This is a genomic window from Albidovulum salinarum (assembly GCF_025673475.1).
Lineage (GTDB): Bacteria > Pseudomonadota > Alphaproteobacteria > Rhodobacterales > Rhodobacteraceae > Albidovulum > Albidovulum salinarum.
In genome coordinates this window covers 239,526-263,454 of sequence record NZ_JAOVQO010000003.1, presented here as the reverse complement: position 1 = coordinate 263,454, position 23,929 = coordinate 239,526, and the positions used below count along the sequence as shown (strand labels likewise).

22 protein-coding genes, 1 tRNA gene and 2 pseudogenes are annotated in these 23,929 nt (G+C 65.3%); 14 read left to right on the top strand and 11 right to left on the bottom strand.

The window, feature by feature from the left end:
* Positions 1-98 precede the first annotated feature (98 nt).
* From OEZ60_RS04815 to OEZ60_RS04805, 3 genes and pseudogenes are all read left to right on the top strand, one after another.
* Positions 99-646: pseudogene (locus tag OEZ60_RS04815) on the top strand (IS5 family transposase); the annotation flags it as partial.
* Positions 647-898: 252 nt separating this feature from the next.
* Entirely contained in the window at positions 899-1,177 is a 279-nt protein-coding gene (locus OEZ60_RS04810) for a hypothetical protein (RefSeq protein WP_263333746.1), read from the top strand.
* Positions 1,178-1,221: 44 nt separating this feature from the next.
* The gene (locus OEZ60_RS04805) at positions 1,222-1,698 is read left to right on the top strand and encodes a helix-turn-helix domain-containing protein (RefSeq protein WP_263333766.1); all 477 of its coding nucleotides are present in this window, start codon (positions 1,222-1,224) and stop codon (positions 1,696-1,698) included.
* A 146-nt stretch (positions 1,699-1,844) separates the two neighbouring features.
* Here the strand turns inward: OEZ60_RS04805 and OEZ60_RS04800 are convergent, their stop codons facing one another.
* Positions 1,845-2,321 carry a hypothetical protein gene (locus tag OEZ60_RS04800; protein WP_263333745.1) on the bottom strand — a complete coding sequence of 159 codons (477 nt, stop codon included), beginning with the start codon at positions 2,319-2,321 and terminating at the stop codon, positions 1,845-1,847.
* 247 nt (positions 2,322-2,568) lie between these two features.
* Between OEZ60_RS04800 and OEZ60_RS04795 the strand changes: the two genes are divergently transcribed.
* The 3 genes from OEZ60_RS04795 (at position 2,569) to OEZ60_RS04785 (ending at position 3,913) form a co-directional block, all read left to right on the top strand.
* Entirely contained in the window at positions 2,569-2,841 is a 273-nt protein-coding gene (locus tag OEZ60_RS04795; RefSeq protein ID WP_263333743.1) for a hypothetical protein, read from the top strand.
* Positions 2,838-3,362: a helix-turn-helix domain-containing protein gene (locus OEZ60_RS04790; protein ID WP_263333741.1), complete on the top strand. Its 525-nt coding sequence runs from the start codon at positions 2,838-2,840 to the stop codon at positions 3,360-3,362. Before OEZ60_RS04795 ends, OEZ60_RS04790 begins: the two co-directional genes overlap by 4 nt.
* 65 nt (positions 3,363-3,427) lie before the next feature.
* Positions 3,428-3,913 (top strand): helix-turn-helix domain-containing protein, encoded by a 486-nt coding sequence (locus tag OEZ60_RS04785; protein ID WP_263333739.1) that lies wholly within the window; start codon positions 3,428-3,430, stop codon positions 3,911-3,913.
* A gap of 188 nt (positions 3,914-4,101) precedes the next feature.
* On the opposite strand, the gene OEZ60_RS04780 is transcribed toward OEZ60_RS04785, so the two are convergent.
* The 4 genes and pseudogenes from OEZ60_RS04780 to OEZ60_RS04765 all read right to left on the bottom strand — a co-directional run.
* Positions 4,102-5,763, bottom strand: a complete 1,662-nt coding sequence (locus tag OEZ60_RS04780) for an alkaline phosphatase family protein (protein WP_263333737.1) — start codon at positions 5,761-5,763, stop codon at positions 4,102-4,104.
* A gap of 112 nt (positions 5,764-5,875) precedes the next feature.
* Positions 5,876-6,877, bottom strand: a complete 1,002-nt coding sequence (locus tag OEZ60_RS04775) for a DUF1214 domain-containing protein (RefSeq protein WP_263333735.1) — start codon at positions 6,875-6,877, stop codon at positions 5,876-5,878.
* A gap of 17 nt (positions 6,878-6,894) precedes the next feature.
* Positions 6,895-7,254, bottom strand: a complete 360-nt coding sequence (locus OEZ60_RS04770; RefSeq protein ID WP_263333733.1) for a DUF1214 domain-containing protein — start codon at positions 7,252-7,254, stop codon at positions 6,895-6,897.
* A gap of 179 nt (positions 7,255-7,433) precedes the next feature.
* Positions 7,434-7,862 (bottom strand): annotated as a pseudogene (locus tag OEZ60_RS04765) (DUF1254 domain-containing protein); the annotation flags it as partial.
* Between the two features lie 186 nt (positions 7,863-8,048).
* Between OEZ60_RS04765 and OEZ60_RS04760 the strand changes: the two are divergent.
* A complete protein-coding gene (locus OEZ60_RS04760; protein WP_263333731.1) occupies positions 8,049-9,056 on the top strand; it encodes an AraC family transcriptional regulator in 1,008 nt (335 codons plus the stop codon).
* Between the two features lie 530 nt (positions 9,057-9,586).
* On the opposite strand, the gene OEZ60_RS04755 is transcribed toward OEZ60_RS04760, so the two are convergent.
* A tRNA-Ser gene (locus tag OEZ60_RS04755) sits at positions 9,587-9,674 on the bottom strand.
* A gap of 395 nt (positions 9,675-10,069) precedes the next feature.
* Between OEZ60_RS04755 and OEZ60_RS04750 the strand changes: the two genes are divergently transcribed.
* From OEZ60_RS04750 to OEZ60_RS04720, 7 genes are all read left to right on the top strand, one after another.
* A complete protein-coding gene (locus OEZ60_RS04750; RefSeq protein WP_263333729.1) occupies positions 10,070-11,128 on the top strand; it encodes an SPOR domain-containing protein in 1,059 nt (352 codons plus the stop codon).
* Positions 11,129-11,185: 57 nt separating this feature from the next.
* Positions 11,186-12,310, top strand: coding sequence for a D-alanyl-D-alanine carboxypeptidase family protein (locus OEZ60_RS04745; RefSeq protein WP_263333727.1), 1,125 nt, complete (start codon positions 11,186-11,188; stop codon positions 12,308-12,310).
* A gap of 8 nt (positions 12,311-12,318) precedes the next feature.
* Positions 12,319-12,930: a dTMP kinase gene (gene tmk, locus OEZ60_RS04740; protein ID WP_263333725.1), complete on the top strand. Its 612-nt coding sequence runs from the start codon at positions 12,319-12,321 to the stop codon at positions 12,928-12,930.
* Entirely contained in the window at positions 12,927-14,057 is a 1,131-nt protein-coding gene (locus OEZ60_RS04735) for a DNA polymerase III subunit delta' (protein WP_263333723.1), read from the top strand. Before tmk ends, OEZ60_RS04735 begins: the two co-directional genes overlap by 4 nt.
* Positions 14,058-14,196: 139 nt before the next feature.
* Entirely contained in the window at positions 14,197-15,003 is an 807-nt protein-coding gene (locus tag OEZ60_RS04730) for a TatD family hydrolase (protein ID WP_263333721.1), read from the top strand.
* 1 nt (position 15,004) lies between these two features.
* Positions 15,005-15,805 carry an MBL fold metallo-hydrolase gene (locus OEZ60_RS04725; protein ID WP_263333719.1) on the top strand — a complete coding sequence of 267 codons (801 nt, stop codon included), beginning with the start codon at positions 15,005-15,007 and terminating at the stop codon, positions 15,803-15,805.
* 20 nt (positions 15,806-15,825) lie between these two features.
* Positions 15,826-16,755 (top strand): AEC family transporter, encoded by a 930-nt coding sequence (locus tag OEZ60_RS04720; protein WP_263333764.1) that lies wholly within the window; start codon positions 15,826-15,828, stop codon positions 16,753-16,755.
* A 31-nt stretch (positions 16,756-16,786) separates the two neighbouring features.
* Here the strand turns inward: OEZ60_RS04720 and OEZ60_RS04715 are convergent, their stop codons facing one another.
* The 5 genes from OEZ60_RS04715 to OEZ60_RS04695 all read right to left on the bottom strand — a co-directional run bounded on the left by OEZ60_RS04715 (position 16,787) and on the right by OEZ60_RS04695 (position 23,894).
* Positions 16,787-17,323, bottom strand: a complete 537-nt coding sequence (locus OEZ60_RS04715; RefSeq protein WP_263333717.1) for a DUF6647 family protein — start codon at positions 17,321-17,323, stop codon at positions 16,787-16,789.
* Between the two features lie 193 nt (positions 17,324-17,516).
* Complete coding sequence (locus tag OEZ60_RS04710) at positions 17,517-19,646, bottom strand: BTAD domain-containing putative transcriptional regulator (protein ID WP_263333714.1); 2,130 nt, start codon at positions 19,644-19,646, stop codon at positions 17,517-17,519.
* A 194-nt stretch (positions 19,647-19,840) separates the two neighbouring features.
* Positions 19,841-21,058, bottom strand: a complete 1,218-nt coding sequence (locus OEZ60_RS04705; protein WP_263333712.1) for an ABC transporter permease — start codon at positions 21,056-21,058, stop codon at positions 19,841-19,843.
* Between the two features lie 5 nt (positions 21,059-21,063).
* Positions 21,064-22,710, bottom strand: a complete 1,647-nt coding sequence (locus OEZ60_RS04700; RefSeq protein ID WP_263333709.1) for an ABC transporter permease — start codon at positions 22,708-22,710, stop codon at positions 21,064-21,066.
* A gap of 89 nt (positions 22,711-22,799) precedes the next feature.
* The gene (locus tag OEZ60_RS04695) at positions 22,800-23,894 is read right to left on the bottom strand and encodes an extracellular solute-binding protein (protein ID WP_263333707.1); all 1,095 of its coding nucleotides are present in this window, start codon (positions 23,892-23,894) and stop codon (positions 22,800-22,802) included.
* Positions 23,895-23,929 lie beyond the last annotated feature (35 nt).

Here is a 23,929-nt window from a genome sequence, read left to right as displayed (position 1 = left end):
TCACCATCCCGGCCAGCGGCAATGAAGGGCCGCACATACAGGCCTGACAGAAGACCGCACTTCGAGCACCTGCCTACTGGATCAGAAACGTCTTGCACCGCGGGCGGCAACCACAGAAGATCCATCTGGCGATTGACACGGCCACCGGCGACACCCGGGCCGTGGAATTCACCTCAAGCCGCGAAGGCGACAGCCCCGTCCTTCCTGACCTGCTCGGCCAGATCCCGCCGGATCAACCGATCGGCACGGTGATCGGCGATGGGGCTTTCGACACCCGCCGCTGCCACTCCGCGATCCTCGCGCGTGGCGGCACCGCTGTTATACCCATCCGCAAGAACGGGCGCTTTTGGAAGGAGGACTGCCCTGCCGCAAAGGCGCGCAATGAAATCCTCCGGGCGACCAGACGCTTCGGGCGAGCGATTTGGAAGCATTGGTCTGGCTATCACATCCGAAGTCGGATCGAGGCGAAGATGCCCTCGCAGGTTCGCTCGAACCTGTGGCGCTGAACCTGCGCGGCCTCAAATCCTTCGGCGAGAGGATCGCATCACGAGACCCCGACCGCCAGACCGCCAAAATCCACATCCGCATTGCCCTCATGAACCGCTTCAACGCACTCGGCCAAGCCGAGATCGAGCGCGTCGCCTGAGCTCAACGGGAAAGGGGCATCACGCCCAGGCCGCGGCTTTTGCAGCAACGCCGCCGGAATGCGTGGCCTATTACCGGCTGCGCCCCGGCACGACGGCAGCGCAGCTGCGGTTTCCCCGATCTGCGGCGCGGCTGGCTGAGGAAGGGGGCGCGGAATGATGGCGCTTCGCATCGCCCGGCTTCGCCATGCGTTCGGACTGTCGCTCACGTAGGCAACGCTTGTCGCGCTCCTTGCCTATGGGGATGGCTCGGAATGACGGCGAGCCTTGACCATCGGGAAACCGCCGACCGCTATCACGGCGAAATCGCCCGCCGCGACGGCTTCCGCGTCATCCTCTGCCGGGACGGCATTCAGTGGATACCTCAGAAGCGCATGGCCCCCGTCCGGGGCCGTGCTGCGCCGCGATGGCGGGCGCTGGGCTACTTCACCACCCGAGCGGCCCTTGTGCGGCTGTGGCACGCAAAAACCGGGGCCGCGTGCTCGGATCTGGACGCTCTGCCCGAGCGCATCAAGCGGGGGGCGTGCGCGTGACGAAGAAACCCTACAAGCACGGCAAGCGCGGCACCGGCAGGCATGTGCAGTTGGCCGAGTATCTGCAATCGAGCGAAGCCTGGGCGGCGATGAAGCCGACGCCGCGCGCGCTCTACGTCGAGCTTCGCCGCCGCTTCAACGGCGCGAACAACGGCGACATCTTCCTTTCGGTGCGGGATGCAGCACGGGCGCTGAACGTGAGCAAGGACACGGCGCACGCCGCGTTTCGAGACCTTGTCGAGCGCGGCTTCATCCGGTTGACGGAGGGCGGGCATCTCGGCCCGTCCGGCATCGGCAAGGCGGCGAAGTGGGCGTTGGAGGAGGAACCGACGCGGGATGGCAAACCCGCGACCAAATCCTTCATGCGCTGGCAGGAGGAAAAACAGAACCCCGTCCGAAAATCTCGCACGCCCCGTCCTGAAAATTCGGACGGTACCGGCGTCAACGGGGCGTCTGGCGCTTCAACCGTCCGAGATTTCCGCACGCTTTCGGCCAATTCGGCGGCGAGCCTGTCCGGATAATTGGGACATAGCCACTGTCTTGTCACACCTCAAACCACGTTTCTCTGACAGGACCCCTCGGAACGCTAGATGCGCAACCACATGGACCTGAACGTGCTAAAGGAAGGCAAACGCTTTCCAAGAGGCGAGTAACTCGTGACGCGCGATCAAGCGACCGCCGGCCGTTCGGGGGGGCGCGTGTGCGCTTTAAGGTTCTCACGAAAGTCTTCCGGATACCTGTCTTCGATTGCGCGCCAGGTTGTCAGAAAGCCCGGCGACTCGGTATCCTCTTGAAATGCCCTCACATAGGCCGACCAAACGTCTTCATCGATGAGCTGTTGCTCGTACTGGACGAAAGCACTGTTCAGAAGTGATAATTTGCAGCCGACCAGCCTGTTGAAAAGGAAGTGTTCGCCGGAAGTCAGGCTCGCCAAGTCGGCGGCGCCTCGCTCATAGACGCTCGAGTGCTCGGCCAGAATTGAGAAAACTTGAACTTCGAGCGACATCAGGCCCTGAACCGTCGCGCCCTCTATCGCATCTGCGTTGCGCCGAACCTCGTAGACAACGAAGCCAACCGAGATCAAACCGCCAAGCACACCCAGTACAGTGGCAACTGCGGTAATCTGTTCCCAATTCCATGCCATTGCCGTTTCCCAATATCACCGGCCATCCTGAGGCCATTGACACTGTCCAATTCCGACGGCCAAATTTCCAGTGCTGTTACTGCATAAGTATTTCCAAACCCCATATCTGGTGAGCGCTAACGACCGCAAGTCTACAGAAACGTAGCCCATAGACTCCGATGCCGTTGCCATAACCGGTCCGGCACCGAGGTGGGGCATTCGGCTCCGTTGCGCAAATCGGGTGGGGGATTCATCTCGTGAATCCAGCATGGAAGCTGACCATCGGGAAACCGCCGACCTCTATCATGGCGTAATCGTTCGCCGCGACGGCTTCCGCGTCATTCTCTGCCGGGATGGCATTCAGTGGATACTGCAAAAGCGCATGGCCCCCGTCCGGGGCCGTGCTGCGCCGCGATGGCGGGCGCTGGGCTACTTCACCACCCGAGCGGCCCTTGTGCGGCTGTGGCACGCAAAAACCGGGAGCGCCTGCGAGGAACTGGACGCTCTGCCCGAGCGCATAAAGCGGGGGACGCAGGCGTGACGAAGAAACCCTACAAGCACGGCAAGCGCGGCACCGGCAGGCATGTGCAGTTGGCCGAGTATCTGCAATCGAGCGAAGCCTGGGCGACGATGAAGCCGACGCCGCGCGCGCTCTACATCGAACTTCGCCGCCGCTTCAACGGCGCGAACAACGGCGACATCTTCCTCTCTGTGCGGGATGCGGCACGGGCGCTCAACGTGAGCAAGGACACGGCGCACGCCGCGTTTCGAGACCTTGTCGAGCGCGGCTTCATCCGGTTGACGGAGGGCGGGCATCTTGGCCCGTCCGGCATCGGCAAGGCGGCCAAGTGGGCGCTGGAGGAGGAACCGACGCGAGATGGCAAACCCGCGACCAAATCCTTCATGCGCTGGCAGGAGGAAAAACAGAACCCCGTCCGAAAATCTCGCACGCCCCGTCCTGAAAATTCGGACGGTACCGGCGTCAACGGGGCGTCTGGTGCTTCAACCGTCCGAGATTTCCGCACGCTTTCGGCCAATTCGGCCGCGAGCCTGTCCGGATAGTTGGGACATATCTACATCTAGCCATAGGCAGAGCGGGCGAGGTTCAATGCAAAGGCGAGGCACGCATGACAGGCGATGACTTGAAACGGGAACGGCTCGAACGGGGGTGGAGCCAGCGCGACCTGGCCCGCCGCGCCGGGCTGCATCATCGCTCGGTGCAGTATTGGGAAGGGCAAGCGGAAATCGATCCACTCGCCCATGCCGTCCAGGCAATCGCGCGGGCGTTCGGCTGGCGCGTTTCCCCGCACCACTACGCACGCGTGCGATATGGGGTCTTAGACCGCGAGGCGGAGCTTGCCGCCATAGACCATTATTTCGCGGGGGCGCTGCGGCGACGGCTGCGCCGGATGGTTAACCGCCGCGTCATCTGCGGCGCCAAGACGCGCAAGGGTACGCCGTGCAGAGCGAAGTCTGAGCCGGGCCGGAAGCGGTGCCGGTTTCACGGGGGCAAGAGCACGGGGCCGAGAACGCCAAAGGGCGTCGCCCGGATTGCCGAGGCCCAACGATTGCGCTGGGCGCGGTGGCGGGCCGAGCGGGCAGCACCAGAATAATGGCCATGTTTCGAAACCTGTTGGTCCGCTTCGAGCCCAGACTAGCCATTGGCACAATCCGCAGAAACTGTCGCGATGGGTGGGAAGCGGTCCTTTTCTGCTACCGCGAACCCGTCAGGCCGAGAAGCTGGAAGCCGACATTCAATCCGACCCAATCACTGTCTCCGCTTTGCATCGCCGCGGGGCGCCTAGTACCCCATGACTTCCCCCAGCACCTCCCCGGCGGCGCCGTCGGGTGGGCGCGTGTCTGCGACCGCGGAGAGCGTCGGCGCCACGTCGACCGTGTGCACCCGGCGCGAGACGCGTTGCGGCGCGAGGCCGAAACCGGCAAAGGCGATGGGCACATGGGTGTCATAGCGCCAGGGCGAGCCGTGGGTGACCGTGACTGAGAGACCGTCGAAATCGTTGATGAACCAGCCGGGACTGGTCACCAGATAGATGTCGCCCGACCGGTCGGGATTGTAGTTGTTGGCCACCGCCCGCATCAGCGCATTGTCCGGCAGGGCGCCGATGCGAATACGGGACGAAGGCACGGCGAAGGCGATACCTTCGAAGGCCGACAGTTCTTCGGCGATGGCGGTTTCCAGCGCGACAAGGTCGATGTCGTCGCGACTGTGCACCTCTTCCGAGAGGGTGAGGTAGGGGTGGTCATAGCCCGCAATCAGCGGATCGCTAAGGCCAAAGCGCGCGCGGATGCGATCGGCGGCGGGCTGGGTCGCCCAGTGCTCGGGGTTGACGTAGCCGCCCATCTCTCCCAACTCGGCCAGGTATCCCGGTGCCTCGGGTGTGCCGTGATCGGCGGAGAGCGCGATCAGGGTGTTCTCAAGCCCGATTTCGGCGTCGATGAAAGCAAAGAGATCGGCCAGGGTACGGTCGAGCCGTAGCAGGTTCTCCTCGGCCTCGAGGCTGGAGGGGCCGAAGCCGTGGCCAACGTAATCGGTCGCCGAGAAGCTGACCGAGAGATAATCCGTGACATCATCCTGACCCAGGCCCTCGGCGGTGATCAGGGTCTTGGCGAAATCGGCGGTGATCTCGTCCCCGGCAGGGCTGAAGGTGAGGAGCGTGGGGAAGTAGGGATCGTTCTTCCACGACAGCGGATCGACAGTCGAATAGGGGTGCGGGAAGGTGCGCCCGAAACCGGCAAGGTCGGTTTCCCATTCCTGATCGTCGCGGTCTCCAAAGAGGTAGCTGTCGATGGGATGGATCAGCTCCCACGAGGTGCCGAGATAGTTTTGCAGAAAATCCTTGGCGTTCCAATCGGTCACCCAGTCAGGGTAGCTGTCGTAGTAATAGCTGGAGGTGACGAATTCCCCGGCGGATTTTGAGAACCAGAACGCCTTGCCGGTGTGACCCGCCATCGAGACGGCGCCACGATCCTTGACCGAGACGCCAAAGACCTTGGCGCGGCCCTGGGTGGCGATGGTCAGTTCATCGGAGAAGGTGGTGGTCAGGATGGCGCGGGGCGAGCGGCCATCGGAACTGGCGGCAAGCTGGGTGGGGTCGACCTCAGTATCGGGGTTCACGTCAGCGCCCCGGGTGAGGAGTGGATAGTCGGCGTCCTCGACATTGTAGATGGTGCGCCCGGTGGCGCGGTCGAACCAGAGGTTGCCGACCATGCCATGGGCCGCCGGATGCGCGCCGGTGGCCAGCGTGGTGTGGCCGACGACGGTTTCGGTATTGGCGTGGGCGTGGTGGGCGTCGTCGTAATAGACGCCCTGATCCATCAGATAGCGGAATCCGCCCGGCCCGAATTGGTCGTAGTGGCGGAACGGCAGGTCGCCGCGCAGCTGATCAACAGTGATCTGGAGGATGAGGCGCGGCTTGTCCTCGGCTATTGCAGCGTTCGCCAAGGAAAACGCCAGGAAGACGGCGCAACTGGCCGTTTGGACAGGTGGCTTTGTCAACATCGAAGGCTCTTTCCTCTCGTCGGTCGGCCCGCGCGGTGCGCGGGCCGTGGCGTCATCAGTCTACGGGCAGGACATCCGGGAAGGTCCAGCTGCCGTCGAGGATTTCGGCGCGCGGCTGGTAGAGCCGGACCGTGTAGTTCCAGCCCGGTGTGAGGGGGATGCAGTTGATCCGGCCGTCATCGCAGCCACCGAAATGGATGGTGTAGGAGCCGTCCTCATTCGGGGTGGCCGAGGTGTTGTTGTAGCTGTTCCGCCCCAGATCGTTGGGCGCGAGGAAGCCGTCGGCGTCGTAAACGGTGATCGACCAAAACGCGTCCACCGGCACGTCCTGCAGCGTTACGGCGTGGGGGGTCTCGCCGTCATTCTTGTCGACGGCGTCGACAAAAGCACTGGCCGTCGTGGCCGGTTGCCCCGCCCAGCCCGCCATCCCGATCAGATGGCCAAGCGGGTCCACCTCGTCGCGACGGCCAAAGGCGATGCTGGCATCGAGGCCGACGGCAGCGGCAAGGTCACTGACCGCCTTCCGCGCTGCTGCAAGGTTTTCAAGGTCCCAGTCCGGCGCCTCGAAGGGGCCAGTTCCGCCGCCTTCGAGGCGTATTCCGTCCTGCACGGCATGAGCGCGCGCGGCATCGTCGGGATCGCCCGCGTCAACAAAGGTGCGGAACAGGAGCATCGCGAAACGGGTTCCGACCTCGTCCTCGGTCAGTTCATAGGCACCTGGTTCGGCATAGGCGAAGTTGTAGTGGTCTTGGCTGATCACCAGCACCGACTGGAACCGCCCGTCGCCCTCGGGCAGCGTCACCGTCACCGGCTCGGACAGGTCGATGATGGCGGCCGAATACAAGGTGTCCTGGTTGGGTCGGATGATCGGCTGCGGCTTGTCGGCGGAGGTTACTTCGCGCTCATGGGCGATCTCGCCGACACCAGTTCCGTTGTTCTTCATGGAGAGCCGGAACATCGTGTCGCTCTCGGCGCGCATGAGGTTCTGGATCGTGATGTCCTCGGCGAGGACGGGCGCGGATGCGAAGAGCGCAACGGCAAGAAGGAGATTTCGCATGTTCTCTGTCCTTTCTGTCAATTCGCGGGCTCGACGCCCGGGAAGGTCCAGCTTCCGTCCAACACCTCCGGCGCCGCTCGATAGAGCCGCACGGTGTATTGCCACCCCTCGAAGAGCGGTAAGCAATTCACGCGCCCGTCCTCGCAGCCGCCCAGGTGAACGGTCATGCTGCCGTCCTCATTGTACGTCCCGCTGACGGAATTGATGACATAAGCACCAAGTGCGTTCGGCGCGAAATAGCGGTTCGCATCATAGAGGCTGACCGACCAGAAATCCTTGACCGGAACCTCTGCAGGTACCTCGATTTTGTATTCCCCTCCGGCAGGTTCGGCGCGATCCCGAGATAGAGCGCCTCGTCCTCGGGCAACCCGCCCCAACCGCCGGCCGTGCCGATGAAATGCCGCACCGGATCGACATCCTCCTTCTTGCCGAACATGCGGAAACTGTCAGGGAGGTAAGCGCCGACACCGACGGCGGCCTTCACGAGCCCCATGTAGCTCTCTTCGTCATAGGGCGGGACGATGAAGGGTTCGGACGAGGCGGCCTCAATCGACATCTGGTCCTGGATCGCGTGCACGGCGGCCAGGTCCGCCGGGTCGTTCGCATCCAGCAGCACGCGCAGGTAGACGGCGACATAGGGCGTGTCGAACGTGTCCATATCGAGCGTATAGGTGCCGCCACCGTGGAAGACCTTGTTAAGGTAGTGATCCTGGTTGATGACCATCGCCGACATGTAGCGGTCGCCGACATCGGGAAGGGTGAAGGTGGCGCCCTCGCTGATATCGATGATCGCCGTGCTGTAGAGCGTATCCCGGTTCGCGCTGATGGTCGTCTGATTGTCGACGGGCATCATATCGCGGAAGTGGTAGAACTTGTTCACCCCTCCGGCGAGGGCAACATATTTGCCGAACTCGATGTCTGTCGCGGCACGGATAAAATTGTCCACCGTGACCGGGATTTCCCTGCTGTCGGCAAGTTGCTCCATTGTGGCGTCGAAGTTCTGGGCGTGAGCGGGACCAGAGATGATCGCGGCCAGGAATGTCGGAAACACAAATGTGCTGTTTGCCAATTGTTTACCTTTCATGAGTCGCCTCTCAAGTCTTCGTTTCCCTGGCGTTTTATCATAGTGCCACCGGTCATTTTGTGACAAAGAGACACTATGAGACAGAAGTTGGTCAACATCATCGAACTGGCGCACGTCGTGGACATTCTCGACAGCTTCGTCCCGAAAAACGTCGTCGAGAGTGCGCTCCGAACGGCTGGTCTCGACCGTAAGATGCTGTCAGAAGGAACCGGGTTTGTTTCCTACGCCGCTGAGGCCGTCATTCTGGAGTCCGTCGCCCGCATGATAGGCGATCGCCATCTGGGTGCCAGGGTTGGCCGGGCCTTCGACTACTTGGCCTACGGAGCTTATGCGAACTACGTGCTGGGCGCACCGGATCTGCGATCTGCGCTTGACCGCGGGCGACGCGCGTTGTCGCTGACGCATCCTGGCTCTGAAATCGTGATCCGACAGACTGACACGCACGTTGTCGTCGGACGAGACTCGAAAGGCTTCTCGGTCGTCGGCCACCGACACCTCGACGAAGGGGCGCTGTTCGTTATTTCCAAGGTGGCCAGGCATTTCCTCGGCACGGACTGGCAGCCCGATTGGTTTGAACTTCCCGATGGCAATGGTGACGACAAGTCAAAGCTTGCAGATCTGTTCGGCGCACCCGTGAGGACGGGAGCCCAGTCACCGTCCGTCGCGCTTCGGCTTAGCGACCTTGACACGCGAAACCCGCACCCCTTGCAGTCTCGGAAGACTATTACATTGAAGGACCTGGGTGCGCTCATGGGGGTTGAGCCGGTTCAGTCCATCGAAGGCGCGGTTTTGCAAATCATGCGCGCTCATCTTCCGACAAGTGTGCTTTCCGAGAGCAAAGTTGCGGCCCATCTTGCGATCGGCCCCAGGTCACTTCAGAGGGCCCTTAGGGCGGAAGGGACGGCATACAGGACAATCCGCTCCATGCTCATCGAGGAGCAGGCACGCGAAATGCTTCAGAAATCGGACATTCCGGTCGAACGGATCGCCGATATGCTGGGATACAAAGAGCCGAAAAGCTTTCGCCGTGCGTTCAGGGAGTGGACCGGCTCTTCACCAAAGAGCTTCCGGGGAAACCGAAACGCAAACACTTGAGTCGTTGCCGCTGATCACATTCGCAAATACATGATGGATTTTCTGGAAACCCAAGGCGTTCCGAAATCCACCAAACAAGATAAATTTCCGAATTTTCTGGACCTCCGCTTCGTCCGCTCTGCTGGCCTTTGCCGTTCTTGAGATTGTGCGGCCGCAGCGAATGGCAGGTCCGGCGACGCCGCACTGCGGATACTGCAAACGGGGAGAAGGTCCGCAAAGGGCCGTTCAGTGTCATTCGCGCTAATGGGTCGCACGACAGCTTAGTCCGCAAAGCGGACTGGCACGGCTTGCAGACATGGCCAAAACAACCAGAGGAAATCAGTGGCGGGGTGACTATGGACGACCAGGGGTGGGTTCAGTCCCTGTGACCTGCTGGCTCGGGACCGTTGCGAGCTTTGGGCGGGCATAAACCGCAACATTTTATTGCCGCGTCCAAGGCCATGCGGAATCGGAATGGCGGTCAAAATGGGGGATTGACGCCTACTGCATATCTACAAATCATTGAAAATAATAGTGTTATTTAGAAAATTTGGCGGATGAGGTGGGATTCGAACCCACGGAACCTTTCGGTTCGCTGGTTTTCAAGACCAGTGCCTTAAACCGCTCGGCCACTCATCCGCATTGGTCATCATGCCGGAACCCGATCGCCGTGATCGTATCCCGCAGGCATGACCGGTAGAGCTTCTACCCGCTTCCCGTTTCCCGGTCCAGCGCCGCCGGGGCGGTCCAGCCTGGGACACGTTGGCGGGTCGCGCAGCTGCCCGGACCGCTCTTGCCGAGGCGACGCCTAACCGAGGCCGGACGATTCTGAAAGGCGGCTCGCGCCGATTTCCGCCCGGACACATGGGTGGCCTTTCCTTGCCTGCGGCGAGCCGCTACAATCCGGCGCAAGCGCGGCAAAGGCGCATAGGGTTGGGCGTGAAGGTCGGGCGGTCTTCTTCGGGGATCCTCCGTACTTCTTTTCTGGGCAGTCCAAGCGCGACGGGAGAGTTCGCGCGTAATCGGGGGCGAGGATGAATAGGCTGGGGATGGCGAGAAGCTGCGTGGTGATCGCGACCATGCTGGCGCTTGCGGGGTGCCAGAACACGGGGCAGAACTCGGGTGCCGGACCGTCGTCGGGTGTCATCGGAAAAGCGGCTGCGGTCGAGCGCGATGTCGAGTCGCCGGAAGTCTTCAACCTGACCGGCGACGGCTTGTGGGACGGCCGCCCCTCGCTCGGCGGCGTCTGGGTGGCGCATTCGACCGTGACCGATCCCGAACGGGTGATGATCCGCAATACCGCCAACGGCAAGTCGGTCGTGGGCGCGCTGTTCCGACGCGAGCGCGAGAATCCGGGGCCGAGCCTGCAGGTCTCGTCCGATGCGGCCGATGCACTTGGCATGCTCGCCGGCCAGCCGGCCAAGCTGAGCGTGGTTGCGCTTCGTACCAAGGAGGTGCCGGTGGCGCCGCCGGCGGCGCCGGAAGCCGCGGTTCCGGCGAAAGCCGCCGAGCCGCCCGCCACCAAGCCTGCCGCAAAGCCTGCGGCGACGGGCGCGGCTGCGCCCGCGGCGGCAGCTGCGGCAGCGGCCGAAGCCGCGCCGGAGCCGAAGACGGGCGGCCTTTTCGGGATGTTCCGCAAGAAACCCGAGGCGCCCGCCGCCACCGCGGAGGAAGCACCGGCCACGGGTGTCAAGAGCGGCTCGAGCATCGAGCAGTCCAAGCTTGAACCGGTCACGGCCGCCGCCGAGGCGGCGATCGACCGCGCCGAGAGCGAGGCCGCGGCCAAACCCGCCGCGGCGGCCAAGTCCGAACCGGCGGCCAAGGCGGCGGCGGCCACCGCGCCCGCCGCGGGGGCGGCGCCGAAAAGCCCCTTTGTCCAGGTCGCTATCTTCAGCACCGAGGCGAATGCCAACAGTGCCGCCAAGCAGCTCACGGCCGCCGGGCTGGCCGCATCGGCCCGCTCGGGCACGAGCAACGGAAAGCCGATCTGGCGCGTCCTCGTCGGCCCCGCGGCCAGTGTCGCCGAGCGCGACGCCCTCACCGCGCGGGTCAAAAAGCTCGGCTATTCCGACGCCTATCCGGTGTCGAAGTAAGGAAGGAGCATGATCCTAGTGATGACCCGTCTTGCCGCTTTCCTGATCCTCGGTCTCATGGCCGCCCTGCCGGCCCGTGCCTTCGAAACGCTTGCGGGCGCGGCCTGGGTCTATGACATCACGACCGGTACGGTGCTGCTGGAAAAGAACGCGGATGAACCGCTTCCGCCCGCGTCTATGTCGAAGCTGATGACGCTGAACATGCTGTTCGAGGCGCTCAAGGATGGCCGCGCCAAGATGGACACGACGTTTTCTGTCTCGACCAAGGCCTGGAAGATGGGCGGATCGAAGATGTTCGTGAAGCCCGACGATCGCCCCACCATCGAAGAGCTGATCCACGGGATCATCATCAACTCCGGTAACGACGCCTGCGTTGTCGTTGCGGAAGGGCTGGCAGGCTCGGAGAGCAATTTCGCCTCGCTGATGACGAAGCGCGCGCAAGACCTGGGCATGACGCAATCGCACTTCGCGAATGCCTCGGGCTGGCCCGACCCGAACCACAAGATGAGTGCGCGCGATCTGGGCTTCATCGCCACCCGTCTGATCACCGAGTTCCCCGAGTTTTATCCGTATTTCGCCATGACGGACTACAACTACAAGGACCGGGTGCCGGCGAATTCACGCAACCGCAATCCAATGTTGCGAACGAGCGGAAGCGGCGATTGGACCGCCGACGGCCTCAAGACCGGCCATACGTCCGAGGCCGGCTACGGCCTCGTCGGTTCGGCCGTGCATGAGAACGGCCGGCGCATCGTCTTCGTCCTCACCGGGATGGCCAGCGAAGCCGAGCGCGCGCAGGAGGCCGAGGCGATTACCAACTGGGCCTTTCGCGAATTCGTCCAGAAGACGGTAGCCGCCAAGGGCACGCGGATTGCGGACGCCGATGTCTGGCTCGGCGCTTCCGCGCGCGTCGGTCTCGTCGTCGGCGAGGACCTGCAGCTGTTGCTGCCCTCGCTCGCGCAGGACAAGCTGAGTGCGAGCGTCGTTTACACGGGGCCCATCGAGGCGCCGGTGGAAGCGGGACAGAAACTCGCCGACATGGTGATCGAGGTGCCGGGCATTCCGCCGATGACCGTGCCTCTGGTGGCCGAGAACGCGGTGGCGAAGGGCGGCTTCACGTCCCGGATCAAGACCGCGTTCGGCATTCTCGCCAAGCGGGTCATGGCCGAGATCGGAAGCTGACGGGCGGGATGTTCATCACCTTCGAGGGGATCGACGGGTCGGGCAAGTCCACCCAGGCGCGGCTTCTGGCCGATCACCTGCGCGGTGCGGGGCATGACGTGGTTCTGACCCGCGAACCGGGCGGCAGTCCGGGGGCGGAGGAGATCCGACGGCTGGTGCTCGAGGGCGATCCCGACCGCTGGTCGGCCGAGACCGAGATTCTCCTCTTCACCGCCGCGCGGCGCGATCACCTGGAGCGGACGATCTTGCCGGCGCTCGCCGCCGGCAAGATCGTCATCTGCGACCGTTTCGCCGATTCCACCCGGATGTATCAGGGGCTCTCGCGCGGCGACCTGCGGGCGACGGTCGATCAGCTTCACGCGATGATGATCGGGCGCGAGCCGGACCTGACCTTCGTCATCGACATGGATCCCGAGCTTGGGCTGGCCCGCGCCAAGGGGCGCAACGGGGCCGAGGAACGGTTCGAGGATTTCGGCGCCGATCTGCAGCGCCGGATGCGGCAGGGCTTTCTCGCGCTCGCCGCCGAATATCCGGGTCGCTGCCATGTGATCGACGGCAATCGCGCGCCCGAGGCGGTCGCGGCCGAGATCGCCGCGATCGCAACGAAGGCGCTGGCATGAGCGAGACGGGGCATCCGGAACCCGACCGGATCGAGGGGGCACCGCATCCGCGCGATACCCTGCGGCTCATCGGGCAGGAGGCTGCGGAGGCCGCGTTTCTCGACGCCTACGGCACCGGCCGGCTGCACCACGCCTGGCTCCTGACCGGGCCGCGCGGGGTCGGCAAGGCGACGCTCGCCTGGCGCATCGCGCGCTTCCTTCTTGCGACGCCGGAGGAGGCCGGGGGCGGGCTCTTCGGCGATCCCGCGCCGGCGCCCGACACGCTCGACATCGCCCCGGAGCACCCGGTCGCGCGGCGGCTCCAGGCCGGGGCCGAGCCGCGGCTCTTCGCGCTGCGCCGCGCCTGGGACGAGGACAAGAAGCGGCTGAAGACGGTGATCACGGTCGACGAGGTGCGGCGGATGAAGAGCTTCCTGCAGCTCTCCGCGACCGATGGCGGCCGCCGCGCGGTGATCGTCGATCCGGCCGACGAGATGAACACCGCGGCCGCGAACGCGCTTCTGAAGATGCTGGAGGAGCCGCCCGCCGCGGTCACCTTCCTGCTGATCAGCCACCAGCCCTCGGGCCTTCTGCCGACGATCCGCTCGCGCTGCCGGGAGCTGCGGCTCGCGCCGCTGTCGCCGGAGGATCTCGCCGAGGCGATGGCGGCGGCGGGGGCGGAGGCGGGCGACACGGGGGCGCTCGCGGCGCTGGCGGGGGGCTCGGTCGGCGAGGCGATCCGGCTCACCAATCTCGACGGGCTGGAGACCTACGCTGCCATCGTCGCGCTCTTCGCGACGTTGCCGCGGCTCGACCGGCCGCAGGCGCTGAGGCTCGCTGAAAGCGCGGCGCAGCGGGGGGCGGAGGAGCGGCTGGCGCTGTTTCTCGCGCTGATGGAGCTGTTCCTGTCGCGTCTCGCCCGCGCCGGCGTTCTGGGGGCGACGGGGGACGAGGCTGCACCGGGCGAGGCGCAGCTCTTCGCCCGGCTGTCGCCGGACGCCCGCGCCGCGCGGGCCTGGGCGGAGCTGCACCAGAGCCTCGGCGCGCGGGCGCGGCATGCGCGGGCGGTCAATCTCGACCCGGCGGCGCTGGTTCTCGACATGGTGCTGAAGATCGACGAGACCGCGCGGGAGCGGCTTGGCGGATAGCGGGAAGGGGGCCAGCCCCCACGCGGTGCGGGGCACCGCGTTCCCCCGGGATATTTCGGGCAAGATGAAGGGGAAGCGGCGGGACATGGGGCGCGGTATTGCGATTTTCTTCCGCGGCGAAACGCGCTAATGGCAGGCCATGACCGATAGCCCGCGCCTCACCGACAGCCATTGCCATCTCGACTTCCCGGATTTCGGGGAGGACCTCCCCGAGATCGTCGCCCGTGCCCGCGCGGCGGGCGTTCACCGCATGGTGACGATCTGCACGCGGCTGAGAAACGAGCCCGCCGTCCGCGCCATCGCCGAGGCGCACGAGGGGGTCTTCTACGCCGCGGGCACCCATCCGATGAGCGCCGCCGAGGAGCCGATGGCGACGGTCGAGGAACTGGTGGCGCTGGCGCGGCATCCGAAGTTCGTCGGAATCGGCGAGACCGGGCTCGACTACCACTACACCGCCGACAGCGCCGAGGTGCAGCGGCAGTCGCTCCGCATCCATATCGCGGCGGCGCGCGAGACTGGGCTGCCGCTCATCATCCATGCCCGCGCGGCCGACGAGGACATGGCGCGGATCCTGGCCGAGGAGCACCGGGCGGGGGCCATTGCCTGCGTGATGCACTGCTATTCCTCGGGGCCGGAGCTGGCGCGGGCCGCGCTCGATCTCGGCTTCTACCTCTCGATGTCCGGCATCGCAGCCTTTCCGAAGAGCCGGGAGCTGCGCGACATTTTCGCCGCCGCGCCCGTGGACCGGATCCTCGTCGAGACCGACGCGCCCTATCTCGCGCCGCCGCCGCACCGGGGCCGGCGCAACGAGCCGGCCTATGTCGCCCATACCGCGAAGGTGGGCGCGGAGGTCTATGGCCTCTCTCATGCCGAGTTCGCGGCGCGGACCGAGGCGAATTTCGAGCGGCTCTTCTCCAAGGCGGCGGCGGCCGCGAAGGTGGCGTGACATGGCGGTGATGCGCTTCACCATCCTCGGCTGCGGTTCCTCGGGCGGGGTGCCGCGGATCGGCAACAACTGGGGCGACTGCGATCCGGCGAACCCGAAGAACCGCCGCAGCCGCTGCTCGTTGCTCGTCGAGCGGATCGGGGACGGCGGCACGACGCGGGTCCTGATCGACACGTCGCCCGACATGCGCGAGCAGCTTCTCCGCACCGGGATCGATGCGCTCGACGCGGTCGTCTACACGCATTCGCATTCCGACCATGTCAACGGGCTCGACGACCTGCGCCAGATCGTGTTCCTGACACATCGCCGGGTGCCGGTCTGGGCCGACGGGCCGACGCAATACGAGCTGCTGGCGCGCTTCGCCTATGCCTTCGTACAGCCCGAGGGGTCCTCCTATCCGCCGATCTGCGATCTCTATACGATCAAGGGGCCGGTCCGTATCGAGGGCGCGGGCGGGGTGATCGAGCTTGACCCGTTCGAGGTCGATCACGGCGATATCGACGCGCTCGGCTTCCGGATCGGGGGGCTCGCCTATCTCCCGGACGTGCTGAAGATCCCCGAACCGGTCTGGGAGAGCCACCTGAAGGATCTCGACGTCTGGATCGTCGACGCGCTTCGCCGCAAGCCGCATCCGACCCATGCCCATCTCGCGCTGGCGCTGGAATGGATCGCGCGGGCGAAGCCGCGGCGCGGGATCCTCACCAACATGCATGTCGACATCGACCATGCCACGGTCGAGGCCGAGACCCCGGACCATGTCAGCGCCGCCTATGACGGGATGGTGCTGGAAGTCGAGGTCTGAACCTCTTGCCGGCGCTACCGATCCAGGCGCTTCTGGAGGTCACGCTGCCGGTCTTCCTGGTGATCGGCTTCGGTTATCTCGCGGTGCGACTTCGGGCCTTCAGCGATGCCGGCGTCGACGGGCTAATGAAGTTCACCCAGAATTTCGCGATCCCCTGCCTGCTCTTTCGCGCGATATCGACGCTCGACCTCGGCCAGAGTTTCGAATGGCCGCTGCTTTTCTCGTTCTACGCGGGCGCCACGGCGGGGTTCCTGACCGGCATCCTCGGCGCGCGGGTGATCTTCAACCGGCCCTGGCCCGACAGCGTCGCGATCGGCTTCTGCTGCCTCTTCTCGAACTCGCTGTTGCTTGGCCTGGCGATCACCGAGCGTGCCTATGGGGAAGCGGCGCTCGCCGCCAACTACGCGATCATCGCGGTGCATTCGCCGTTCTGCTACGCGCTCGGCATCACCACGATGGAGATCGTGCGCCACGGCGGGCGCGGCATCTTCACGATGATCAGGGCGGTGCTGGCCGCGATGTTCCGCAATGCGCTGGTGATCGGCATCGCGCTCGGGTTCGCGGTCAATCTCTCGGGCACCGAACTGCCCGGCGTCTTCACCGAGGCGGTGGACCTTATGGTACGGGCGGCGCTTCCGGCGGCGCTCTTCGGGCTTGGCGGCGTTCTGGTGCGCTACCGGCCGGAGGGGGACCTCCTGACGGTGCTTTTCATCTGCGCGGTGGCGCTCGGCCTTCATCCGGCGATCACCTGGAGCCTTGGCACGGCCTTCGGGCTCGAGTCCGCGCCGTTCCGGTCGGCGGTGCTGACGGCGGCGATGGCGCCGGGCATCAACTCCTACATCTTTGCCAACATGTACGGCGTGGCCAAGCGGGTCGCGGCGACGGCGGTGCTGGTGGCGACCGCCTTGTCGATCCTCACGGTGTCGGTCTGGCTGACGATCCTCGGCTGAGGCTTTGCGCCGAACTGTGCCCGGGGCGGGTTCAGTCCGGATGGTGATCGCGCACCGCGCAACTGGACTCGAGCGCGATGGCGAGCCAGAAGATCCCGGCTTCGATGCCTGCCTGATCAAGGAATGTTTCCTGAAGCTTGTAGGCATCCCACTCCATCGCCTGATCGCAATACCAGTGGCGCGCATGGGTCTGGCGATGGTGGACGAGTTCGTGCAGCAGGATGCTGCGGTCGTAGACCCTGTCCGCGAACCACGGGCGCTGCAGGTAGATCGTGGCGGTTTCGGCGTCGTAGGCGCCGCGGGTCGCCGGGCCGTGATGCGCGGTCTCGGCGCTGATCGCCGCCATCTTGCCCGCCGGGACCAACACGATGCGCGGTCTCACGGTTTCGACGCGGGGGTAGGTTCCGAAATGGTCGATCCACGCCTCGAGGACCGGAACGGCGTCCTCGATCGCGGCAAGTTCGGCGTGTGTTTTCGCGCCGGAAATAGTCGTCTCGCCCTGAGCGGGCAGCGCCGCCACGGCGAGCACGGCCGCGGCCCCGAGGGTTGCAAGATACGGAAATCGCATGAAACCTTCCTCCGTCGCAGGGACCATGCGGGAAGGATGAACCGGCGGCCTCAAGCCCACGTCAGTGCGCGATCAAGCCGCTCTCAAAAATGCCCGAAAGCGGGATTTCTGGCCGGATTGCGCGAGGCAGACGGTTCCTGAGGAAAGAAAACCCCGCGTCGCTCGGACGTGGTGAGGGCTTGCCGTGTCCCTGCTACTCGGACGCTTGCTTCGACCGCGCCGTTGCGGCCGTTTCCGGCAACCCGGCCGTGCGCAGGTCGTCGAGATAGCGTTGCTCATCTGCCGGATCGCGGTACTTGCCGCGGAAGTTGAGCCGCACGGCCTCGACCGAATAATCCGGAAAGGTGTCGAGCAGGACGCCGATCTCGCGCCGCGCCGCGTCGAGGTCGCCGCGGCAGACATGAATGATCGCGAGATCCCGGCGGGCGAGCGGTGGCATTCTCGATATTTCGTTCATTGCCCGCAGAGCGCCGTCGCAGTCGCCGCGCAGCCAGCGGATCCAGCCGAGATTCCATTCGTACCAGTCCGGGTGAAACGGATCGAGGCGGCTGGCCCGGAGTACCAGCTCCTCGGCCTCTTCGGTCCGCCCGGCATAGCCGAGCGGCTCCGACAGCATGGCCATGACCTTCGTCGCATTCGGATTGAACTCGAGCGCGGTCTCGTAGCGTACGATCGCCGCGTCGAGCTCTCCGGCCTGAACGTGCACATAGGCCATCGCTTCGTGGGAGGTGTAGTCGTCGGGTGCGAGGTCCAGCGCCTTCTGCGCCGTTTCGCGTGCCGCCTCGAGCGCGTCTTCACGGCTGAACTCCGACCACCCCCAGCGGTAGCCGTTGAGATGGACATAGGTCAGTCCGACATAGGCCTGGGAAAAGGTCGGGTCGGCCCGCAGGGCGGCAAGATTGGCCTGCCGCGCCTTTTCCGTCCCGTCGCGCGTGAATTCTCCGAAGTGTCGCTGAGCCTGCAACTGCAACTGGTAGGCGTTGAGCGTTGCGGGGTCGGCGCGCTTGGCTTCCTCGCCGGTGCGGACGAGAACCGAGCCCGCGACCGTCGCGGCGACCGTGTTCGTGATCTCGTCCTGTACCGCGAAGAGGTCGAGAATGTCGCTGTCATAGCGTTGCGACCAGACATGGTTGCCTTCCAGCGCGTCGATGAGCTGGGCGGTGATGCGCAGCCGATCGCCGTCCTTCTGCTGGCTGCCCTCCAGAATGTAGCGCACGCCCAGTTCGCGCGCGATCTTTCGGGCATCGGTCGCGGTGTCGCGATAGTGGAAGCTGGAGTTGCGGGCGATCACGAAGAGCTCGGAGAAGCGCGACAGATGATGGATGATACCCTCGCTGATCGCGTCGCTGAGATAGCCCTGATCCGCACCCGCGCTCAGGTCGTCGAAGGCGAGAACGGCGATGGAGGGCTTGTCGGGAAGCGGGTAGGCCATCGTCGCGGCATCGACCGGTTGGAACTCCGGACGGGTCTGCACGATGAAGGCCCCCGCCGCGAGCAGGGCCAGGAGCGCGGCGCAGGCGACGCGCATCCAGAACCCGCGTCGTGGGCCCGGAGCGGGCCGCTCGGGCCTTGGCTCGTGAGCCGCCCTCTTCGGTGCGGAGCGCTCGTCGAGGATGCGCTGGTAAAGCCCGGTCGTCTCCGCCTCGGGTTCGGTTCCAAGCTCGTCAGCCAGGCTTTCGCGCAACCGCTCGTATTCGTCGCTGGCGGGCCCGATCTGACCGGCGGTCGCGTGGTGGGACATGAGGCTGCGCGCGGCCGTCTCGCTGTAGGGATCGAGGTCCTGCAGCCTGTGGGCGGTCGCGACCATCTCCTCCTCGCGGCCCTGCGCCGTTTGCAGAGCCAGAAGCCGCGTCAGCGCGTCGATGGCTTCCAGTCGCAGGCGCCGCTCCTCGGCGAGCTGCCAGTCCGCGAACGCCGGCGTCGGCGCCGGAAAGCCGTCCAGAAACGGGCCCGCATAGAGTTCCCGCGCCGCCAGGAGGTCGTCGTGGTCGCTGCTTCGGGCGCGCCGGGAAAACTCCGGCACGTCGACCTTGATGCCGGCGGTCGAGAGGCAGATCGTCTCCGGATTAACAGAGAGAACGTCCGCATGGTCTCCGAGGGCCTTGCGCAAGGCGTAAATCGCCTGGCTCAGGGATGCGCTCGCCTGCTTCTGGGCGCTGTCGCCCCAGAGCAGGTCGCTGGCCGCTTCGCGCCCCATCGGCCTGCCCTGTTGGAGCGCAAGCCAGGCAACAAGGGCGCGCACCTTGCGGGGCAGGGGCAGCGGATCCCGGCCGCCGATCCCAACCTTGAGCGTGCCAAGCAACTGTACTTGAAGTTTCGCCATCCTCCCCGAACGCGCATCCAGTCGTGTGTTCCAGTCTAGCACACATGCGGCGGCAATACCGGCCCCTGGATGGCCAGGGTCGCGGACCGGCCCGCAAGCATGGTTCGCCGCGTTTCCACTCGAATCGCGGCCACGGTCCGGGCAAACGAAAAGGCCGGCCCGAAGGCCGGCCTTTCCTTTCGGTTCCGCCCGCCTCAGGTCGGGCTCATGCCGCGCAGGCGTTCCGAGCGCCGGCGCAGGAGCTCGAGCGTGGCCAGAAGAAGGACCGAGAAGGTGACGAGGACTGTCGCCACCGCGAGGATCGTCGGCGAGATCTGCTCGCGAAGCCCGATGAACATCTGCCAGGGCAGCGTCTTCTGCGCCGCCGAGCCGACGAAGAGGACGACCACGACCTCGTCGAAGGAGGTGATGAAGGCGAAGAGGCCGCCCGAGATCACGCCCGGCAGGATCAGCGGCATCTGCACCTTGAAGAAGGTGCGGACCGGCCCGGCGCCCATGTTCGCCGCCGCCCGCGTCAGCGACCGGTCGAAGCCGACCAGCGTCGCGGTGACGGTGATGATGACGAAGGGAATGCCGAGCACCGAATGGGCGAGGATCACCTTGACGTAGCCGATGAAGTCCTTCGACATGCCGAGATTGCCTTCCATCCAGTTGCCGAGCTTGGAGTAGAAGAAGAACATGCCGGTCGCCGAGATGATCAGGGGCACGATCATCGGCGAGATCAGGATCGCCATGATGGCGCGGCGGCCGGGCACATGGCTCTGGCTGAGGCCGATCGCGGCGAGCGTGCCGAGCGAGACCGAGATGATCGTCGCCAGGGGGGCGATGACGAAGGAGTTCTTCAGGGGCCGCGTCCAGTCCGGGTTGGACAGGAAGTCCCGGTAGTGCTTCAGCGAGTACCCGTCTGGATCGAAGGCCAGCATCTCCGGCGTGAAGGTGAAGAAGTCCTGGGCGTTGAAGCTCAGCGGCAGCACGACGACGATCGGCGCGATCAGGAAGAAGAAGATCAGCCCGCAGATGAACTTGAAGCTGTTGCTCCAGAGGACGTCGCCGGCGGTCGCGTAGGACGGGACCGAGCGGCGGTAGTCGCCGGTCGAGAGCCAGTAGGCGAACCAGCTCAGGATGAGGCCGATGATCGCCCCGGCGACGAGGCCTGAGGTGCCGGCCATCGCGAAGCCGGCAATGCCGGCCACCGCGGCGGTACCGAGCCGCCCGGTGCGGCGGTCCGGAACGAAGCTCGCGAGCACATAGCCGAGCGCGGCGGAGAGCACCGCGCCGGCCACGGCGCCGATCAGCGGCTGGCCGTTGGCGGTGCCCACGATGTAGCCGAAGCCGAGGCCGGCGGCCGCCATCAGGGGCAGGGTGAAGCCGGTGAGGCTCGGGGTCGGGATTTCGGAATGAAGGCTGCTCATGTCTGTTACCCCAGCTTCACGTTATCGATGCCGACGATCTTGTCGTAGACGTAGTAGAGCAGCAGCACCGCTCCGAGCAGAATCGAGCCGAGCGCCGCCGCAAGTCCCCAGTTCAGTGAGGACGAGATGTGGAAGGCGATCCGGTTCGAGATGAAGACGCCCTGAGTGCCGCCCACCAGTTCCGGCGTGATGTAGTAGCCGATGGCGAGGATGAAGCACAGGATCGCGCCCGCGCCGATGCCCGGCACCGACTGCGGGAAGTAGACCCGCCAGAACGCCGTCCAGTTGGTCGCGCCAAGCGACTTCGCCGCGCGCAGGTACGAGGGCGGGATGGTCCGCATCACCGAGTAGAGCGGCAGGATCATGAACGGCAGCAGGATATGCGTCATCGCGACGATCGTGCCGAACTGGTTGTTGATCATCACCAGCCGGTTCGCGTCATCGACGAGGCCGAGCCAGACGAGGATGTCGTTGATCACGCCCTGCTGCTGCAGCAGCACCTTCCAGGCCGAGGTCCGCACCAGAAGCGAGGTCCAGAACGGCAGGAGGACGAGGATCATCAGCACGTTCGCCGTCGAGGCGCGCAGGTTGGCCAGGAGCCATGCCACCGGATAGCCGAGCAGCAGGCAGCAGAAGGTGATCAGCATCGACATCCACATCGTGCGCCAGAACAGCTTGAGATAGATGCGCTGCTGCTCGGGCCGGGTCTGAACCCCGTCGACGCCCTTTTCGAGGTCGACCGCGTTCAGGAAGTAGCCCGGCGTGTAGTTGCCGCTGTAGAGACGGATCGTCTCCCAGTTGCTGACCTTGTCCCAGTCCTTGTCGATGCCGACGAAGGTCTCCTTGTAGGAGAAGGGCTCGAACCCGGCGACGGCCGTGGCGGCTGGGGCGAGAAGCCCCGCGCTCGGGCCGCCCACGGCGGCGAGCGCCTCGGGCGAGGCCGTGGCGAGATCCTGCGCCAGCGCGGTGAAGAGGGCGGGCCAGGGCTTGGTGTCGGGCACGCCCTTGCGGCCGGTGGCCTGGGTGTCGCGGGCGAAGGTCCTGTAGGCGTCCGCGGTCAGCGGCAGCGCGTCGGCGGCCTCGCTGCGCGGGGCGAAGCGCGGCTCGCGCGCGCCGTCTTCCTTCGCGGCGGCCCATTCGGCCTGTTTCTCGAGCCAGGCGTCCGAGCCCATGAGCGCGGCCCAGGTCTCGCCGTCCTTCCACGCCTTGTCGGCGTCGGTGAAGCGGCCCATGAACTCCTTGCCGATGTCGTCCGCGCCGCGTCCGGTCTTGCGGAAGAGCGAGGAAATGCCCGGATCTTCGTAGTTCAGCCGCGAGCCGAGCTTGGTATGGATCTTCTGTTCGGCCGCGACCTGGAAATCCACCGCGAGGGCGGCGAAGACCGGCTCGTCCGGCGAGGCTTCGGATTTCGGATCCCAGTCCTTCAGCGCGCGCACCGTGTTCGGCAGCGTTTCCGAGACGATCTGGTTCTCGACCGAGCGGAACAGCATGTCCGCGATCGGCGCGATGAAGGTGACCAGCACGAAGATGAGAAGCGGCGCGATCAGCATCAGCGCCCGCAGCTTCTGGCGCCGGAGCGCGCGGGCGAGGCTCGTCTTCAGCGGCGTGCCGTCTGCGGCCCGCATCGGGCCGGTCTGGGTTGTGTCGCTCATGTCTCCCCCGTCAGAGCTTCTGGTTCTTCAAAGTCACAAACGAATGGGGTGGAAGGGGCCCGGGGGCCCCTTCCGAAGGCGTTAGGCGATTATTGCGCCAGCCAGGCCTGGAACTTGGCGTCCAGGTCGTCGCGGTTGTCAGCCCACCAGCTGTAGTCGTAGATGTGCGGGTTGGTCGCGTTGGCCGGGTCGGTCGGCATGTGCGGCGCCATGTCGATGCCGAGATCGGCGTGCTGGCCGACGAGCGGCGCCGAGGAGGCGCGGGCCGGGCCGTAGGAGATGTACTTGGCCTGATCGGCCAGACGCTGGGTGTCGGTCGCGAACTTCAGGAAGTCCATGACGGCGGCTTCCTTCTCTTCGGACAGGCCAGCCGGGACGATCCAGCCGTCGAGGTCATAGGACTGCATGTCCCACAGCATTCCGATCGGCTGGTTCTGCTCGGCGATCGCCGAGAACAGGCGGCCGTTGAAGGTCGAGCCCATCACGACTTCGCCGTCGGCGAGCAGCTGCGGCGTCTCGGCGCCTGCGGTCCACCACACGACCTGATCCTTGATCGTGTCGAGCTTGGCGAAGGCCTGGGCCTGGCCTTCATCGGTGCTGAGGACGTTGTAGATCTCTTCCTTGGCAACGCCGTCGCAGAAGAGCGCCCATTCCACGTTGTCGATCGGACGCTTCTGCAGCGATCGCTTGCCCGGGAACTTCTCGAGATCGAAGATGTCGCAGACGGAGGTCGGCGGCGTGTCGCCGACGAGGTCGGTGCGGTAGCCGAAGGTGGTCGAGTAGACGATCTGCGGGACGAAGCAGTCGTTGTTCAGCGTGGCGCCGAAGTCTTCGGAGGCGGGGGTTCCGTCCGGCGCCGGGGCCAGCTCGGTGTCGAAGTCGATCTCGCGGGCGAGGCCCTCGTCGCAGAGGCGGATCGAGTCGGAGACGGTGACGTCAACGAGGTCCCAGGTGATGTTGCCGGCTTCGTTCATCGCGCGGAGCTTGGCCACGGCTTCGGCCGAGCTTTCGTCCCAGATGATGTTCACGTCCGGATGCTCGGCCATGTAGGGCTCGGCATAGGCCTTCAGCTGCGAGGTCTGGTAGGCGCCGCCCCAGGACACGAGTGTCAGGTCGAGGGCCGAGGCCGCACCGGCCGCGAAGGTCAGCGCGGTCGTCGCCAGAAGGGTCTTGGTCACGTTCATTGCATACTCCCTATATGCTCCCGAATAGTCGATCT

Coding starts and splice junctions, on each gene's coding strand:
- OEZ60_RS04810 (WP_263333746.1), top strand. CDS start 899: ATGACGGCGAGCCTTGACCATCGGGAAACCGCCGACCGCTATCACGGC.
- OEZ60_RS04700 (WP_263333709.1), bottom strand. CDS start 22,710: ATGAGCGACACAACCCAGACCGGCCCGATGCGGGCCGCAGACGGCACG.
- OEZ60_RS04705 (WP_263333712.1), bottom strand. CDS start 21,058: ATGAGCAGCCTTCATTCCGAAATCCCGACCCCGAGCCTCACCGGCTTC.
- OEZ60_RS04775 (WP_263333735.1), bottom strand. CDS start 6,877: ATGCGAAATCTCCTTCTTGCCGTTGCGCTCTTCGCATCCGCGCCCGTC.
- tmk (WP_263333725.1), top strand. CDS start 12,319: ATGTTCATCACCTTCGAGGGGATCGACGGGTCGGGCAAGTCCACCCAG.
- OEZ60_RS04735 (WP_263333723.1), top strand. CDS start 12,927: ATGAGCGAGACGGGGCATCCGGAACCCGACCGGATCGAGGGGGCACCG.
- OEZ60_RS04750 (WP_263333729.1), top strand. CDS start 10,070: ATGAATAGGCTGGGGATGGCGAGAAGCTGCGTGGTGATCGCGACCATG.
- OEZ60_RS04710 (WP_263333714.1), bottom strand. CDS start 19,646: ATGGCGAAACTTCAAGTACAGTTGCTTGGCACGCTCAAGGTTGGGATC.
- OEZ60_RS04745 (WP_263333727.1), top strand. CDS start 11,186: ATGGCCGCCCTGCCGGCCCGTGCCTTCGAAACGCTTGCGGGCGCGGCC.
- OEZ60_RS04715 (WP_263333717.1), bottom strand. CDS start 17,323: ATGCGATTTCCGTATCTTGCAACCCTCGGGGCCGCGGCCGTGCTCGCC.
- OEZ60_RS04785 (WP_263333739.1), top strand. CDS start 3,428: ATGACAGGCGATGACTTGAAACGGGAACGGCTCGAACGGGGGTGGAGC.
- OEZ60_RS04795 (WP_263333743.1), top strand. CDS start 2,569: ATGGAAGCTGACCATCGGGAAACCGCCGACCTCTATCATGGCGTAATC.
- OEZ60_RS04725 (WP_263333719.1), top strand. CDS start 15,005: ATGGCGGTGATGCGCTTCACCATCCTCGGCTGCGGTTCCTCGGGCGGG.
- OEZ60_RS04695 (WP_263333707.1), bottom strand. CDS start 23,894: ATGAACGTGACCAAGACCCTTCTGGCGACGACCGCGCTGACCTTCGCG.
- OEZ60_RS04730 (WP_263333721.1), top strand. CDS start 14,197: ATGACCGATAGCCCGCGCCTCACCGACAGCCATTGCCATCTCGACTTC.
- OEZ60_RS04800 (WP_263333745.1), bottom strand. CDS start 2,321: ATGGCATGGAATTGGGAACAGATTACCGCAGTTGCCACTGTACTGGGT.